This window comes from Anaerococcus nagyae (assembly GCF_017874535.1).
Lineage (GTDB): Bacteria > Bacillota > Clostridia > Tissierellales > Peptoniphilaceae > Anaerococcus > Anaerococcus nagyae.
The window spans coordinates 183,286-199,518 of sequence record NZ_JAGGLS010000002.1; the positions used below are offsets into that span (position 1 = coordinate 183,286).

Consider the following 16,233-nt stretch of genomic DNA (forward strand, 5'->3'; position numbering starts at 1 on the left):
GGATAAAATGACAGATGTTAGAGTTATAATGGGTTCAGCTTCAGATATAGAAGTTGCAAAGAAAGTTACTAAAATATTAAAAAAATTTGATATTGACTATGAGGTGTCAGTAATATCTGCCCACCGTGCCTTAAATGTTTTGGAAGAGACAATGGGAAAAGATGATACAAAAGTTTATATAGGAATAGCAGGTATGGCAGCTCACTTAGCTGGAGTTATGGCAGGTATGACAATAAAACCTGTTATAGGTTTACCAGTTGGTGGAAGTAATACATCAGGTCTAGATGCTTTGTTATCAATGGTTCAAATGCCAAAGGGTGTACCAGTAGCGACTGTTGCTTTAAATGGTGGCGACAATGCTGCTTTATTAGCAATTCAAATTTTAGCTTTATCAGATGAAAACTTATCACAAAAATTAAATGATTACAAAAAAGAAATGTTAGATAAAGTTATTGAAGATGATAAAAATCTTGAGGAAATATAATGGCAAAACTCACATATAAGGATGCTGGCGTAGATAAAGATAAGGGATACAAGGAAGTAGAGCTTATAAAGCAAATAGTGAAAAAAACACATGGTAAAGAAGTGCTTGCAAATATAGGTGGATTTGCAGGTGCTTTTGCACCAGATTTATCTGGGATAGAAAAGCCAGTATTAATTAGTGGTACTGATGGGGTTGGCACAAAAATAAAACTTGCTATGCAAATGAATAAGCACGATACAGTAGGAATAGATTGTGTTGCTATGTGTGTAAATGATATTATTTGCCAAGGTGCAAGACCTTTATTTTTCTTAGACTATATAGCAACAGGTAAACTTAATCCGGAAAAAATGGCAGATTTAGTTAGGGGCGTTTCTGAAGGTTGTTTACAATCAGAGGCTGCCTTAATAGGTGGAGAGACTGCTGAAATGCCTGGTATATATAGTGAAGATGACTATGATCTTGCAGGATTTGCGGTAGGTTTAGCTGATAAAGATAAAATAATTACAGGAGAAAAATTGAAAGAAGGTGATATAGCAATTGGTTTATATTCTTCTGGTCTCCATAGTAATGGTTTTTCTTTAGTAAGAGCTAGTATAGATCAAGCTAATATATCATTAAGTGATAGTTTTGATGATAAAAAAACTATAGGAGAAAAGCTATTAACACCTACAAAAATATATGCCAAAGAAATTAAGAATCTTACAGAAAAATTTGATATAAAAGCTATTGCCAATATAACAGGCGGTGGACTTTATGAAAATGTGCCTAGAGTTTTAAAAGATGATTTGTCAGTAGAATTTGACCTAAGTAATTTTAAAATTGATCCGATATTTACTAAAATTCAACAATGGGGAAATATAGATATTGATGAAATGTATCATACTTTTAACATGGGAATAGGTATGGTAGTGTTTGTAGATCCTACAGATGAAAAAGAAGTTTTAGAAGTCTTAGGAAAAGAAGCAAAAACGATAGGAAAAGTTATTAAAGGTAACAAGGAAATTAGCATTAAATATTAAGGAGATAATAATGGAAAAAGTATATACAGGAAAAACTAAAGACGTTTATAAATTAAATGATGAAGAATATTTATTGAAGTTTAAAGATGATGTAACTGGAAATGATGGTGTATTTGATCCAGGCGCAAATAGTGTTGGCCTTACTATGGAAGGGGCTGGCCATCAAGCAGTAGCTATGACTAAATTCTTTTATGAAAAGCTAAATGATAAGGGACTTACAACTCACTTTGTATCAGCTGATTTAGATAAAAACGAAGCAGTTGTAAAAAAAGCAGAAGTATTCGGCGAAGGCGTAGAAGTTATAGTTAGATACTATGCAGTAGGATCTTTTATTAGAAGATATGGAAAGTATATAGAAAATGGTACAAAAATTGATCCATATGTAGAAATTACATTAAAAGATGATGATAGAGAAGATCCACTTATAACTAAAGATGCCCTAGTTCTTCTAAATATTATGACAGAAGAAGAATATGAAGAACTAAAAGATTTAGCATTAAATATTGGAGAAATAGTTAGAGAAGAGTTAGCTAAAAAAGATCTTGACTTATACGATATCAAATTTGAATTTGGTAGATTAGCAGATGGCAAGGTAGCTCTAATAGATGAAATTTCAGGTGGAAATATGAGAGCATACAAAGGTGATCAATACATTGAACCACTTGAACTTGAAAAAATAATGCTAGGTTAGTATAAAAAAATGGCTCCCAATTGGGAGCCATTCTTATTTGAATTAATCTTTATATATAGCTTTTGTTTGGTAATATTCTAGCAAACCAAATATACCGCCTTCACGTCCTAGTCCGGATTGTTTATAACCACCAAATGGTAAATTAGAGCCATGACCACTAGTGTTTACATAGCATTCACCAGCATCTATTTCCTTTGCAATTTCTAAAGCCTCTTTTTCTTCACCAAATACTGCTGATGATAGACCATAATCTACTGCATTTGCTACATTTATAGCTTCTGATTTATCTTTTACTTTTATAATTGATAGAACTGGTCCAAATATCTCTTCATCGTGTATAGTCATACCAGCTTTAACATTTGTAAAAATCACAGGTTTTACATAATAACCCTTCTTTTCTTTTTTAGGAACTTCACCACAAATTAGCTTTGCTCCTTCATCAATACCTTTTTTAATATATGAGCATACTTTTTCAAATTGTTTTTTACTTGAAAGAGGTCCTACTACAGTTGACTCATCTTTTGGATCACCCACTGGATAATTTTTATATTGTTCTATAAACTCTTCAACAACTTCATCGTAAATATCTTCAGTTACTATAGCTCTGGATAAACATGAACAAGTTTGTCCAACATTTCTATAAACTGTATCTAATACTTGTTTTACACCGGTCTCTATATTAGCGCCCTTCATAAATATAGCAGGGGATTTACCGCCTAATTCTAATACTACACTTTTTGCAGTTTCCATTGCGGCAGCGCCAGCTTGGGCTCCACCTGTTAGAGATCCAGTGTAGGAAACCATAGCCACCTTTGGATGTCTATTTAGTATATCTCCAACATCTGATCCCTTACCTGTTATTATATTAAATACTCCTTTTGGAAATCCAGCTTCATCTATAGCCTTGGTAAATAGGTAAGCTGTAAGTGGGGTAATAGTTGCTGGTTTTTGGACAACTGTGCATCCAGATAGTAGGGCAGGTATAACTTTTTGAACGATTTGTCCTAATGGATAGTTCCACGGAGTAATAGAAGCTACAACTCCAAGAGGTTCTCTTAGTACGAATCCACCTTCCATAGGAATTTCTAGGTCTATATTTTTAACTTGTTCAATATAGGTGTCTATTCTATTTATTTGACTACCAACTTGGGAGCCATGGCCTATATGACTAGGTATACCAAGCTCTTCTAATATTACTTCATCAAAATCATCAGAATGTTCTTTTATCCATTCGTTTAATTTTTTTACATATTCTATTCTTTCATCAAGATTTGTATTTGACCAAGCAGGGAATGCATCATAAGCTGCGTCTATAGCTTTATTAATATCTTCTTCATTAGCACTAGGAATCTTACCTATCACTTCTTCTGTAGCAGGATTTTCTACATCTATATATTCACCACTATCGCTATTAATGTATTTACCGTTTATATAAAACTTATCACTTTTTAGTTCATTTAAATTCATAATATCACCTCTATTTTATTTTTTACCCGAATAAGGTTTTTTAAATAACTACATTTTTTGTAAAGATTTATAAGTGTATAATATTACCATAAGTCAAATTAGTCATACATATTTAAAATATTAGGAGGTAATATGAAATATTTTGGAACTGACGGTTTTAGGGGAGAAGCAAATAAGGGACTTAATGTATATCATGCTCTTAAAATCGGAAGATTTTTAGGTAATTACTTTTCAAAAGATAATGGTTATAATGGAAAAATTGTTATTGGTAAGGATACTAGAAGATCATCATATATGTTTGAAGATGCTCTAGCAGCTGGCATCACATCATCTGGATCTAATGCTCACTTACTTCATGTTACAACAACTCCATCTGTATCATATATTACTAGAAGCGAAGATTTTGATTGTGGTGTTATGATAACAGCAAGTCATAATCCATACTATGATAATGGAATTAAAATTATCAACTCTGAAGGTGAAAAAATGGAAGATGACTTCTTGGAAAAACTTGAATCATATATTGATAGTGATATTAATGATATAGATCTTGCTGTAGGGGATAAGATAGGTAGGACTGTCGACTTTATAGGAGGACGTAATAGATATATAGCTTTTTTAATTCAAACAGTAGATAAATCATTTGAAGGAATCAAAGTAGGACTTGATTGCGCAAATGGAGCAAGCTTTACAATTGCAAAACCAGTTTATGATGCCTTAGGGGCAGATACTTATGTTATTAATGATAGACCAGATGGTTACAATATAAATGTTGAGGCAGGCTCAACACATATAGAGGTATTACAAAAATTTGTAGTAGAAAATGGTCTTGATGTAGGTTTTGCTTTTGATGGGGATGCTGATAGATGTATAGCTGTTGATTCTGATGGAAATATCATAGATGGTGATGCTATACTTTATATTTGTGCAAAACATATGAAAGACGAGAATAAGTTCCCATCTAATACTGTTGTAACAACGGTTATGAGTAATATAGGTTTGTATAAAGCTTTAGATAATCTAAATATTGCTTATGTTAAAACTGCAGTGGGAGATAAATATGTTCATCAATCAATGGATGAGAATGGTTATGAATTAGGTGGTGAACAATCTGGGCATATTATATTTGGAAAATATGCAAATACAGGAGATGGTATTCTTACATCTTTAAGAATTATGGAAGCCATGATAGACCAAAAAACAGATCTAAAATCTTTATCTCGTGATCTAATAATCTATCCACAAGAATTAATAAATGTTAAAGTTAAAGATAAGGAACTTACATTAAGTAATGAAAAGGTAAATGCTACTATCAAAGATATAGAAAATCAATTAGGAGATTCTGGTAGAGTTTTGGTAAGAGCAAGTGGAACAGAACCACTTATAAGAGTAATGGTTGAAGCTAAGACAGATGATATTGCAAAAGCATCTTGTGAGCAAATAGTAGCTTCTATAGATGAAGAAGGTCTTTGTCTTAAATGAGAGATTATAAAACTGGAAGAGAAATCAATCCGAAAGAAAGAGTACTCGTAGTTAATGATAAGGTATATTCTAATGATAGCTTTATAGTTTTTGATACTAGTAAACTTGATGATTATCCTCCAGAAGTTTATTATGATAGGGAGGATATTTATCTTGGTAAGATGTTTGATGAAGGTGTATATATTTTACCTGACATTGAAGATATCTTGCTAAACTATCAAGATCAATGTTTTTCTAACCATGACTTAGATGATATAAGAGAATTTCTTGTAAAAAAACGTATATTATTTTATAAAAAATTAGAGGGAAAATAAGTTGACAAGTGACTTTTAAGGTGGTATTATTATCACTTGTAGGAATTATCCGTATATTAATAGGAGGTGTTTTAATGGCAGATAAAGTAAAATTAGAATGTACTGAATGCAAAAACAGAAACTATGATACTACAAAAAATAAAAGAACTCATCAAGAAAGAATTGAGCTAAAAAAGTATTGTCCATTCTGTAAAAAACATACAGTTCATAGAGAAACAAAATAGGAGCAAATAATGGCTAAAAAAGAAGAAGGATTTATCACTTCTGTCAAAAAGGAGCGTAAAAAAATTCAATGGCCAGATAAAAGTACTACTTTAGAATATGCATTATTAGTAATAGTAATAAGTGCTATAACTGCAGTTTTAATCTGGATATTGGATAGATTTATATTTGCAAACCTAGTAAATTTCTTAATAAAATTGTAGGTGTCAAATGACAGATTCTTTTGATAAAAACGAACCTTTAGAAGAAAAAGCAGATGTTGTAGAAGACACTCTAGAAGAAACTACAGATTCTAGTGATAAAGTAAAATGGTATGTGGTACATACCTACACAGGTTATGAAAACAGAGTATGCGATAAAATCAGATCAATGATCGATAATGAGCAAAACCCTGATATCATAGATGTTACAGTACCAACAGAAGAATATGTAGAAGTTAAAAATGATCAGAAAAAAGTAAAAACTAGAAAGTTATTCCCAGGCTATGTAATGGTCAAGATGAATGTTACAAACAAATCTTGGTACATTATTAGAAATACCCAAGGAGTTACAGGATTTGTAGGACCAGATAGAAAACCTGTTCCACTTACACCAGATGAAGTTAGAAAATTTGGTGTTAAGGAAAAGAAGCCAATTCTTGATATAGATGTAGCTGTAGGAGATGACGTAAATATTATTGCAGGTCCTTTCAAGGATTTTGTGGGAAAGGTTACAGAAGTAGACAAAGAAAAACAAAGCATCAAAGCATTTGTAGATATTTTTGGTAGAGATACTTCTATAGACCTTGAATTTACAGATATAGAGACAATTTAGTTTTTAAACTGCTAGAAAAAGTGGGAGGGTAATCCCCCGATATGACCACAAGGAGGTAAATTATGGCAGATAAAGAAGTACAAGCAGTAGTTAAATTACAAGTACCAGCAGGAGCAGCATCTCCAGCACCACCAGTAGGTACAGCATTAGGTCCACACGGAATTAATATTATGGACTTTGTACAAGCATTTAATTCACAAACAGCAGACCAAGCTGGAATGATTATACCGGTAGAGCTTACAGTATTTACGGATAGAAGCTTTACATTTATTACTAAAACACCACCAGCACCAGTATTAATCAAAAAAGCTATCAAACTTAATAAGGGTTCAGGAGAACCAAATAAGAATAAAGTTGGAACTATTAAAAGAAGCCAACTTGAAGAAATTGCAAAAACAAAAATGCAAGATCTTAATGCAGCAAGCCTAGATGCAGCTGTAAGTATGATAGCTGGAACATGTAGAAGCATGGGAGTTACTGTAGAAGATTAGTGGGAGAGGAGACTCGTTTAACCACAAGGAGGAATTAAATGGCAAAAAGAGGAAAAAAATATTTAGAATCAAAGAAAGCTTATGATTCTACTAAAGAATACGCACTAGAAGAAGCATTAGAAATTGTAGAAAAATCAGCAAAGGCTAATTTTGATGAAACTGTTGAACTTAGCTTAAAGCTTGGTGTTGATAGCCGTCATGCTGATCAACAAGTAAGAGGAACAATCATTCTTCCACATGGAACAGGTAAAACACAAAAAATTCTTGCTTTCGTAAAAGAAGATAGAATTGATGAGGCTATATCTGCAGGAGCAGATTACGCAGGTGGACAAGAGCTAGCAGAAAAGATCCAAAAGGAAAATTGGTTAGACTTCGATGTTGTTATTGCAACACCTGATATGATGGCAACAGTAGGTAGAGTAGCTAGAATACTTGGACCTCAAGGATTAATGCCAAATCCAAAAACTGGTACAGTTACAATGGATGTAACACAAGCTATTAAAGAAATCAAAGCTGGTAAAGTAGAGTATAGAACAAATAAAGAAAATCTTATCCAAGTTCCAACAGGAAAAATTTCATTTGGTGAAGAAAAACTTGCAGAAAATATTCGTGCTCTTCTTACAGCTATTGTTAAAGCAAAACCAGCAGCAGCAAAAGGTAGATATCTTAGATCTGTTACAATTTCATCAACAATGGGTCCTGGTGTAAAACTATCTCCACAAAGAGCAATGGATTTAGTTGAAAAATAATTTGCAAAAATTAATTTTTGTGATATAATATCATAGTCAAATAAACAGGCTACCAAAGACTACGCAGACAGTAATGTTTAATAATTGCGTATAGGTGGGATAACCAAACTTACATCCCCACCGATGTAAGCATAATTAATTATGCTTACACACTTGTGGGGATTTTTTATACCTACCATTAAGCCTTTAGGAGGTGAAAAAGTGAGCGAAAAAGCTATAGCAGCTAAACAAGTAGTTGTTGACGAAATTAAAGAAAAAATTGAAAATTCAAAATCTGTAACTCTTGTTGGTTTTGATAGAATGGATGTGCAAGAAATCACAGAATTACGTACAAAATTTAGAGAAGGTAACTCAGAATATAAAGTTTATAAAAATACAATGATGAGATTTGCTTTTGAAGAATTAGGTTATAGTGATTTAATAGATGAACTTAAAGGTTCAAATGCTTTAATCTTTTCTAACGAAGACTCAGTTACAGGACCAAAAGTAGCAGTAGACTATACAAAAGAAGGCGATGAAGAAAAAGAGAAACTTTTAATCAAAGCTGGTCTTGTAGAAGGTATGGTTCAATCTGGTGATCAAATGGTGGCAATAGCATCATTACCAAACAAAGAAACTCTTTACTCAATGCTTGCAAATGTATTACAATCACCAATCCAATCACTTGCTGGTGATCTTAATAATACAGTTGCTAAGATTGCTCTTGCTCTTGATGCAGTACGTGCTAAAAGAGAAGAAAATGGTGAAGTAGCAGAAGAAACACCAGTTGCAGAATAATTAGAATTGTAATAAGATAAAACGAAACTAGTTTATTAGTAAAATTATAAAATAAAATTTTAAGGAGAATTAAAATGGCAAGCGAAAAAGTAACACAATTATTAGAAGATATTAAAGGTCTTACAGTATTAGAATTATCTGACTTAGTACATGCAATAGAAGAAGAATTTGACGTAACAGCTCAAGCTGCAGTTGTAGCAGCAGCTCCAGGAGCAGCAGCAGCTGGTGGAGAAGCAGGAGAAGCTGAAAAATCTGAATTTGATGTAGTTCTTAAATCAGCTGGACAAGCTAAAATCAATGTAATCAAAGTTGTTAAAGATGCAGCTGGTCTAGGACTTAAAGAAGCTAAAGCTTTAGTTGACGGAGCTCCAGCAAATGTTGCTGAAGGTGTATCAAAAGAAGAAGCTGAAGATTTAAAGGCTAAATTAGAAGAAGCTGGTGCAGAAGTAGAACTTGCATAGTTAAATATATTCTAAAAGCTCATGTTTACATGAGCTTTTTTTATGTTTATTTTTACTATTGATAAAAATATTTTTAGATGTATATTTAATAAAAAGAGGGGTGCTATGGAAAATAAAATTAAAGAAATAAATCATCTTGATAATGAAAATAGAACAAAAGAATTAAAAAAGATATTAGAAGATAATAATATTAGGTTATCACACCAGAGATTATTGATATTAGACTATTTAGTTCTTAACCATAATCATCCTTCAGCAGAAAAAATTTATACCGATTTAAAAAAGGTAGATCCTGTTATATCACAGGCAACCGTTTATAATACATTAAATCTTTTGACTGATAAAAGAATAATTAGAGAATTAGATTTTAATATGGTAAGTAAAAGATATGAATTTAGTAAACAAAGCCATGGTCATTTTATTTGTGAAGAGTGTGAATCCATTATTGATTTTAATGTGAAAGAACAAGATATACCAGAGGAATTGAAAGATTACGACATACATACAGTTGAAATAGTATATAGGGGTATATGCCATAATTGTAAAAAAAAGACTTCTTAAAATATATGAATCCTAAAAATTCAGAATACGGATGGAGGTTTTTCATGCCAAATATAACAAAGATAAGGTTAAAGTAAAGTTAAACGGAATATTACTTGTAAGATGCAGATTATATTCCGCTTAAAGTTTATTAACTTATTTCGTGTTTACGAGTTCACATAAATAGCGAGGTCTTTTTCATAAAATTACTTAATTTTATCAAAGAATACCATTGAATGATCAATATCGTGATATTTATATCCTAAGTCAAAGGCTTCTTTTCTTTGAGCAGATGATCCGTGGGTAAATGTATCTGCATTGACTTCTCTACCAGACATTTCTTGAATCCTATCATCACCGATAGCTGCAGCAGCATCCATTGCTTCTTTAATATCACCTGGATCTAAATAACCTTTTTCTTCAACATAATATGCAAATAATCCTCCGAAATAATCAGCTTGAAGTTCTTGAGCTACTGAGTACTTGTTGTATTCTTTGCTTGGCAAAGTTTTTCTTAATTTGTTAGTTTGATCTAATATTCCTAATTGATTTTGGACGTGATGTCCTACTTCATGAGCTAGAACATAAGCGAAAGCAAAATCACCGCTTGCTCCAAATTGGTTCTGTAGTTGATTATAAAAATCTACATCAATATAAATACTTTCATCTAGTGGACAATAAAAAGGCCCCATATCTTTACTTGCTACACCACATGCTGATCTAGTATTCCCTGAGAAAGGTACCATGACAGGTTCTTCATATTCTGATCCTATTTCCTTAAATTTTTCATGCCAGACATCCTCTGTATCAGCTAATATTACTGATAGAAAATCTTCTAACCTTTCTCTATCTGGGCTTTCATTAGTGGATTGAGTATATTCTTGATTATTATATTGATTAGGATTATTATCTTCATAACTTGAGTCTTCACCAGATATTCCTCCTAATAATCTACCAAAAAATAATAAGATGATTATAAGAATTATGCTGCCTAGTCCACCTCCAACTCTTATTGGAATTCCACCTCTAGATCCGTAATTTGTTCCTTTGTTGTAGCTAGATCCTCTTCTTACATTGCTACTTCTTCTTCTATTTTCCCATTTCATAAACTCCTCCATAAAGCATTTACTAAATTAATGTTTACCCAAAAGCTAATATATTAATAATATCTTATAAATTTAGGTATAATATTGTATAAGTCAATCTAACAAAATATTTACTATATGATTATATAAGATCTAAACAGTAATACGAAATGATAATTTTTACAATTATGATGTAATTTTTCCAATAAGCGAGTTTTTATTCCATAAAAAAGCTACAAGACTCATTAGCTTTATGATATTAGTGTAAACAATATTTCTTTCATGGGTATATAAAAGCATATGGTTCAGTCCTGCTTTTTATCATATGCTTTTCTTTCCATAAATTATAAATAATGGTAACAAGTAAAGTTATGATTGGTGATTATATTATTGCCAACAAGCTCTATCTCATGGGTATAACTCCAATTATTTGAGGAATAATTTAATTATAGCGCAAATATTTATTATGCATAATCAGGGGGATAATTCTAAAAAGAAGTTAGAGAATTTTCAGACTGGTAAAGATTTATCAAAGAGGACTGAACATATGATCTTGAAACACGGAGAGGTTAAAATAGCCACTCCTTACTAAAATAAATTTTAGGAGTCAGATATGTTTGTTAATTATCCAGCTGTATTTTTAAAAGAAAAAGATAGTGATTCTTATACAGTGCTCTTCCCAGATCTAAAGGGATGCATTTCTTATGGGGATAATTTAAATGAATCTTTAAAAATGGCGCAGGATGCGTTAGGAACTTATTTATTTGAATATTATACTAAAGCTTATCTAATGCCTAAAGCATCTAGTTTAGATGAAATTGAAATAAAATTAGATGAAGATGATAAAGAGTATATATCATATGAAGATAGTTTTAAGAACTATGTTTTCTTAGATTTGACGGATTATGTTAAGAAATTTAGCGATAAGAGCGTAAAAAACCTTAATTATAGAAAATTATATTAATTAGCTAGGTATCTCACATCACTTTTATTAAAAGAAGCTTACAAAATTAAATATGGTTTAATCTATAGTAAAGATAACTTCTTAGTGCTGATCAGTGTAGTTGGCTCTTTTCTTATATTTTATATGGATTTTATGCACAAATTGTATGGATAGATATAGTTGACCCAGAAGCTATGATAGAAGATTTTCATTGGATGATGGAAGTTTGTGGAAAAATGCTCAGGATGAAGCTTTTATGAATCCATTTTTAAAAGAAGTTCAAGATTACGATTTAAAAATAGCAAAACTTGCAGCTCAAGCTGGTTTTGATGAGATTCAATTTGACTATGTTAGATTTGCAGAAGGCTTTGAAACTTTTGGCGATACTTTAGATTATTCTAAAGGTGAATTTGAAAATAATACAGAAATGGATGAGGGAGAAAAAAGAGTAGCAGCTATTACAGGTTTTGTGCAAAGAGCTCGTGAAGAACTACAAAAATACGATGTACCAATATCAATAGATGTATTTGGTTACGCATTACAAGTTAGACATGCAGAAGGTATAGGGCAAGATTTTGATAAAATGGCTAATCAAACAGATGTAATATCAGCCATGATCTATCCATCCCACTGGGAGAGCGGTTCATTTGATCTTGACAAACCAGATTTACAGCCTTACGAACTTGTAAAAAGATATTTAGATGAAGAACAAGAAGTATTAGGAGCATTAGATCATCCTCCGCTATCTCGACCATGGATTCAGGACTTTACTGCATCATGGATTGGTGAAGGAAACTGGATGGAATATGATGCCGATGCAGTTCAAGCTCAAATAGACGCTATCTACGATCAAGGACAAAATGAATATTTAATATGGAATGCAAATAGTGAGTACTCCACAGGAGTAGATTATTAATATGAACTGTAGTAAAAAATTTACTACAGTTTTATTTTTTTGAATATTTTGTAACAAATGTTACTGATAATGATATTCTTTATATGTTAAACTAATGATGGAGGATAAGCTATGAAAATTGATATAAATGAAAATATTGCAAAATTAATACATTCTAATGAAACGTTAAAAAATGATTTAATAAGTATTGGATTTATCGGTTTAGATAATCCGTTGATGATAGAAAATATGGCAAGTAAGATGTCAATAAAGCGTGGGGCTAAGCTACTAGGAATTTCAGAAATAGAATCAAAACTTGAGAGTCTTGGATATGAAGTTATTGATTCATCCTTGGATAATGATGTAATTGAAAGACAAAAGTTAATTAAATCTTATATAAGAAGGTTATCGGATGGTGAAAACATAGAAAATGTAAGAAAAGATTTTAAAGAAAATTTCGATGGGGTATCATCATCTGAGATTATGGATGCTGAGCAAGCTCTATTAAGTGAAGGTATGGATAAAGATGAAGTAAGAAAACTTTGTGATGTTCACTCATCACTTTTTCACGGAATGACTAAAAATGAAAATATCAAAAAAACTTATGAAAATGATGTTTTAAAATATTTTAGCAACGAAAATAATAATATAAATAAAGCTTTGGAAACATATAATGCATTACCTGTGGAAGAAAAATTTGCAGGAAGTAAAATATTAAAAAAATTATTAAATAGTCACTATAGAAAAAAAGGTGATTTAATTTATCCTCTACTTAAATCAAAATACAATAAGCCAGGCCCTTCAGAAGTAATGTGGGGTGTGGATTATGAAATCTTAAAAAGTTTTAGCAAAGCTATAAAAAATAAAGATTTAGATTTATTAGAAAATACTCTTGCTAGGGCAGAGGAAATGACCTATAAAGAAGAAAATATATTGTTCCCATTATTAGAGGAAAATCTATCTGATGAAGATTATTCAAATATATATAACGATTTAAGTGAATATGATCATGATATAAATAATAATCAGATTAAAACTTATAATAAAGCATCAAAACAAAAAGACGAGAATACAGAGGGGTATATATATTTTTCAAAAGGTAGATTAAGAGTAGATCAACTTGAAGCATTGCTCGATACCATGAACATTGAAATAACTTTTGTAGATGAAGAAGATATAAACTCTTATTATAATAATCATAATGGAGATAAAGTTTTTAAAAGACCTAAGTCGTCTTTAGGTAGAGATGTATATTCTTGTCATCCACCTCAAGCTGAACGTAAGGTGAGAAAAATTATTTCTGATTTAAAATCGGGCACTAGAGATAAAGTTGTAGTGATTAGAGATATAGGTGGCAGTGATTATACTGTAACTTACTATGGTGTTTGGGATAAGAATGGCAATTACAAAGGGATCTTAGAAACTGTTCAGAATATGGATTTTTACAAAAGTTATCTTAAAAAATGGAATAAATTATAGTTAAATTAAAAATCGTGTCATTAAATAATATACTCATTTAATATGACACGATTTTTTAAAATTAAATTATAATCTATGTTTTTTCCTAAATTGAGAAGGAGTTTGTCCAACTTTCTTTTTAAAAACTTGATTAAAATATGATTGAGAATTAAAACCTACTATTGAAGAAATCTCCTCCATAGAATGGTTAGTAGAAATAAGCAAATTTTTAGAAATCTCTATTCTTTTTAAAATTAGATATTCAATAGGGGTAACTCTATATGATTGCTTAAATTCAGAAATTAAATGAAACTTATTCATATATGCCATTGCTGATAATTGCTCTAATTTGATATCTTCTGCATAATTGCTATCAATATAATTTTTTATATAGTCTATTTGTCTATTAACTTTTCTATCGTGTTTTACAGTAATGGAACTCTTAAATTTTCTTAAAAATTCTACTATAAATATTGCAGCCTTTGAATTAGCCATTGCTTTTGAGAAAATTTCATCGCTATTAAATTCATCATAAATTTCATCAAAATAATGAGCGTCTATATCGTCTTCCTCTACATTTGCATTAAAAAAATTAATTGTATCAATCTTTCCACTTTTTTTATTAATCTTTGAAATAGATAAAGATTCCACAACAAAACCAATTATTTCACATACACCGCAAGATCCATCAACATATATAGTATGTCCAATATTTGAATTTATTACAATAATGTCATTTTGATGTACATTAATTGTTTCATTTTTAACAGAAAGTTTGCCAAAACCTTTTTTTACATAATAAAAATAAGTAAAAGGGTGAAATTGTATTCTTGAAGAATAATTTCTATTATAATTGTTTTTTTGAGCATCAAGTATTTTAAAGATACCCTGTAACACATATTAAATCATCTTTAAATAAATTAGTAAAACTAGGGTATTTAAATATAAGTAAAAATAGATCGCTTTACTATGTTGTTAGTAATGAATTTATATATGGGGGTACGCCAAACTAATTTTCCCATGTATTTAAATTTTAGTGATATGGCTAGTTGGGAAGTGGAAAAGTCTTTCCACAAGTAGGGATCGACAGATCTATATGCTATGGCAAGGATTGGAGCATGCTTTTATAGGTTGGCTATTTTTTGCATTTTTATATAGATATTAGGCCCCTAAATATGGATTTATATATTAAATTGCTTATAACTCGAAATATGAATGATTGTTGTGATTTCAATAGTTATGTGTAATAGAAGAAGATATGACAAAAAAAGATATTTATACACTTAAAAGTATGAGTTTATTAGACAATATGCTACTAGATATGGTATAGATAAACTAATGAATATCTATTATAAAGAAAATTCAATTGGTATCTATGATATCAAATGGGCTGATGATTTATTCATTCTGCAACAGCCCAGTATGTTTATTGTACTTATAATTTGCATTACCAACCTGTTACCAGTGTGTTACCAATAGATCTGTAATGCGTTACCAATGTGTGGTGACCAATAGGCTTGAAAAACCGTGAAAAATCATATAATACTATTATAGAAAGATATTGAAATATAGCAATTTAGGCAAAAAAATGGAGCCACTTCCCGGGATCGAACCGAGGACCTCATCCTTACCATGGATGCGCTCTACCTACTGAGCTAAAGTGGCATTACTCAAGTATTATACACTATTAAGATGTTTTTAGCAAATAAAGTTTTTATAGTAATTTTAAAACTATTATGGTAGAATAGTGGTATATGATAACATTTGGAGGATATAATGAGTAAACAACAATTTGAAAGAACAAAACCACACTTAAACATAGGAACCATAGGCCACGTAGACCATGGTAAAACAACAACAACAGCAGCAATCACACAAGCATTAAACAAAAAATACGGTACAGGCGAATTCGTAGATTACGAACACATTGATAAAGCCCCAGAAGAAAGAGAACGTGGAATCACAATCAATACATCAGTAGTAGAATACGAAACAGCAAACAGACACTATGCACACATCGACGCTCCAGGCCACGCTGACTACGTTAAAAACATGATTACAGGAGCAGCCCAAATGGACGGAGCAATCATAGTAGTAAGTGCAGCAGATGGTCCAATGCCACAAACAAGAGAACACATCCTATTAGCACGTCAAGTAGGAGTACCAAAAATAGCAGTATTCCTAAACAAAGAAGACCAAGTAGACGATCCAGAACTAATCGAATTAGTAGAAATGGAAGTAAGAGACCTACTAAGCGAATACGACTATGACGGAGACGAAGCCCCAGTAGTAGTAGGAAGTGCATTAAAATCCCTACAAGAAGGTGGAGAAGGCGAATGGTC

Annotated in this window: 19 protein-coding genes, 1 tRNA gene and 1 pseudogene; 17 read left to right on the plus strand and 4 right to left on the minus strand. The window is 31.3% G+C overall.

Annotation, left to right across the window (positions count from 1 at the left end):
* The first annotated feature begins 7 nt into the window (after positions 1–7).
* Genes purE through J2Z39_RS02995 form a run of 3 tightly spaced genes read left to right on the plus strand, consistent with a single transcriptional unit; the run spans position 8 to position 2,194 of the window.
* Positions 8–484, plus strand: coding sequence for a 5-(carboxyamino)imidazole ribonucleotide mutase (purE, locus tag J2Z39_RS02985; RefSeq protein ID WP_209813725.1), 477 nt, complete (start codon positions 8–10; stop codon positions 482–484).
* Positions 484–1,503, plus strand: a complete 1,020-nt coding sequence (gene purM, locus J2Z39_RS02990) for a phosphoribosylformylglycinamidine cyclo-ligase (RefSeq protein WP_117521107.1) — start codon at positions 484–486, stop codon at positions 1,501–1,503. Before purE ends, purM begins: the two co-directional genes overlap by 1 nt.
* A gap of 10 nt (positions 1,504–1,513) precedes the next feature.
* Positions 1,514–2,194 (plus strand): phosphoribosylaminoimidazolesuccinocarboxamide synthase, encoded by a 681-nt coding sequence (locus J2Z39_RS02995; RefSeq protein ID WP_117521109.1) that lies wholly within the window; start codon positions 1,514–1,516, stop codon positions 2,192–2,194.
* 42 nt (positions 2,195–2,236) lie between these two features.
* Here the strand turns inward: J2Z39_RS02995 and J2Z39_RS03000 are convergent, their stop codons facing one another.
* Positions 2,237–3,661 (minus strand): aldehyde dehydrogenase family protein, encoded by a 1,425-nt coding sequence (locus tag J2Z39_RS03000; protein WP_209813727.1) that lies wholly within the window; start codon positions 3,659–3,661, stop codon positions 2,237–2,239.
* A gap of 132 nt (positions 3,662–3,793) precedes the next feature.
* Here J2Z39_RS03000 and glmM point away from each other — a divergent pair, with 132 nt between their 5' ends.
* The 10 genes from glmM to J2Z39_RS03050 all read left to right on the plus strand — a co-directional run bounded on the left by glmM (position 3,794) and on the right by J2Z39_RS03050 (position 9,531).
* Positions 3,794–5,143 carry a phosphoglucosamine mutase gene (gene glmM, locus J2Z39_RS03005; protein ID WP_209813729.1) on the plus strand — a complete coding sequence of 450 codons (1,350 nt, stop codon included), beginning with the start codon at positions 3,794–3,796 and terminating at the stop codon, positions 5,141–5,143.
* On the plus strand, positions 5,140–5,457 hold the full coding sequence (locus J2Z39_RS03010; protein WP_209813731.1) for an aspartate 1-decarboxylase (aspartate alpha-decarboxylase): 318 nt from the start codon (positions 5,140–5,142) through the stop codon (positions 5,455–5,457). Before glmM ends, J2Z39_RS03010 begins: the two co-directional genes overlap by 4 nt.
* A 74-nt stretch (positions 5,458–5,531) precedes the next feature.
* Entirely contained in the window at positions 5,532–5,681 is a 150-nt protein-coding gene (rpmG, locus tag J2Z39_RS03015; protein WP_117521116.1) for a 50S ribosomal protein L33, read from the plus strand.
* Between the two features lie 9 nt (positions 5,682–5,690).
* A complete protein-coding gene (gene secE, locus J2Z39_RS03020; protein ID WP_117521118.1) occupies positions 5,691–5,882 on the plus strand; it encodes a preprotein translocase subunit SecE in 192 nt (63 codons plus the stop codon).
* Positions 5,883–5,889: 7 nt separating this feature from the next.
* Positions 5,890–6,492, plus strand: coding sequence for a transcription termination/antitermination protein NusG (gene nusG, locus J2Z39_RS03025; protein WP_117521120.1), 603 nt, complete (start codon positions 5,890–5,892; stop codon positions 6,490–6,492).
* Positions 6,493–6,554: 62 nt separating this feature from the next.
* Positions 6,555–6,983: a 50S ribosomal protein L11 gene (gene rplK, locus J2Z39_RS03030; RefSeq protein WP_117521122.1), complete on the plus strand. Its 429-nt coding sequence runs from the start codon at positions 6,555–6,557 to the stop codon at positions 6,981–6,983.
* Between the two features lie 38 nt (positions 6,984–7,021).
* On the plus strand, positions 7,022–7,732 hold the full coding sequence (gene rplA / locus J2Z39_RS03035) for a 50S ribosomal protein L1 (RefSeq protein ID WP_117521124.1): 711 nt from the start codon (positions 7,022–7,024) through the stop codon (positions 7,730–7,732).
* Positions 7,733–7,933: 201 nt separating this feature from the next.
* A complete protein-coding gene (rplJ, locus tag J2Z39_RS03040) occupies positions 7,934–8,509 on the plus strand; it encodes a 50S ribosomal protein L10 (RefSeq protein WP_117521126.1) in 576 nt (191 codons plus the stop codon).
* Between the two features lie 74 nt (positions 8,510–8,583).
* On the plus strand, positions 8,584–8,970 hold the full coding sequence (gene rplL, locus J2Z39_RS03045) for a 50S ribosomal protein L7/L12 (RefSeq protein WP_117521128.1): 387 nt from the start codon (positions 8,584–8,586) through the stop codon (positions 8,968–8,970).
* A gap of 105 nt (positions 8,971–9,075) precedes the next feature.
* Positions 9,076–9,531, plus strand: a complete 456-nt coding sequence (locus tag J2Z39_RS03050) for a Fur family transcriptional regulator (RefSeq protein ID WP_117521162.1) — start codon at positions 9,076–9,078, stop codon at positions 9,529–9,531.
* A gap of 185 nt (positions 9,532–9,716) precedes the next feature.
* Here the strand turns inward: J2Z39_RS03050 and ypfJ are convergent, their stop codons facing one another.
* Positions 9,717–10,616 (minus strand): KPN_02809 family neutral zinc metallopeptidase, encoded by a 900-nt coding sequence (gene ypfJ, locus J2Z39_RS03055; RefSeq protein WP_209813733.1) that lies wholly within the window; start codon positions 10,614–10,616, stop codon positions 9,717–9,719.
* Between the two features lie 592 nt (positions 10,617–11,208).
* On the opposite strand from ypfJ, the gene J2Z39_RS03060 reads away from it, so the two are divergent.
* The 3 genes and pseudogenes from J2Z39_RS03060 to J2Z39_RS03070 all read left to right on the plus strand — a co-directional run bounded on the left by J2Z39_RS03060 (position 11,209) and on the right by J2Z39_RS03070 (position 13,912).
* Positions 11,209–11,559: a type II toxin-antitoxin system HicB family antitoxin gene (locus J2Z39_RS03060; protein ID WP_117521132.1), complete on the plus strand. Its 351-nt coding sequence runs from the start codon at positions 11,209–11,211 to the stop codon at positions 11,557–11,559.
* Between the two features lie 175 nt (positions 11,560–11,734).
* Positions 11,735–12,454 (plus strand): annotated as a pseudogene (locus J2Z39_RS03065) (putative glycoside hydrolase); the annotation flags it as partial.
* 111 nt (positions 12,455–12,565) lie between these two features.
* Positions 12,566–13,912, plus strand: a complete 1,347-nt coding sequence (locus tag J2Z39_RS03070) for a DUF438 domain-containing protein (RefSeq protein ID WP_209813735.1) — start codon at positions 12,566–12,568, stop codon at positions 13,910–13,912.
* A gap of 66 nt (positions 13,913–13,978) precedes the next feature.
* On the opposite strand, the gene J2Z39_RS03075 is transcribed toward J2Z39_RS03070, so the two are convergent.
* Positions 13,979–14,788, minus strand: coding sequence for an AraC family transcriptional regulator (locus tag J2Z39_RS03075; protein WP_209813737.1), 810 nt, complete (start codon positions 14,786–14,788; stop codon positions 13,979–13,981).
* Positions 14,789–15,480: 692 nt separating this feature from the next.
* A tRNA-Thr gene (locus tag J2Z39_RS03080) sits at positions 15,481–15,556 on the minus strand.
* 111 nt (positions 15,557–15,667) lie between these two features.
* Between J2Z39_RS03080 and J2Z39_RS03085 the strand changes: the two genes are divergently transcribed.
* A partial coding sequence (locus J2Z39_RS03085; protein WP_209813738.1) for a GTP-binding protein occupies positions 15,668–16,233 on the plus strand: 566 nt, incomplete at its 3' end.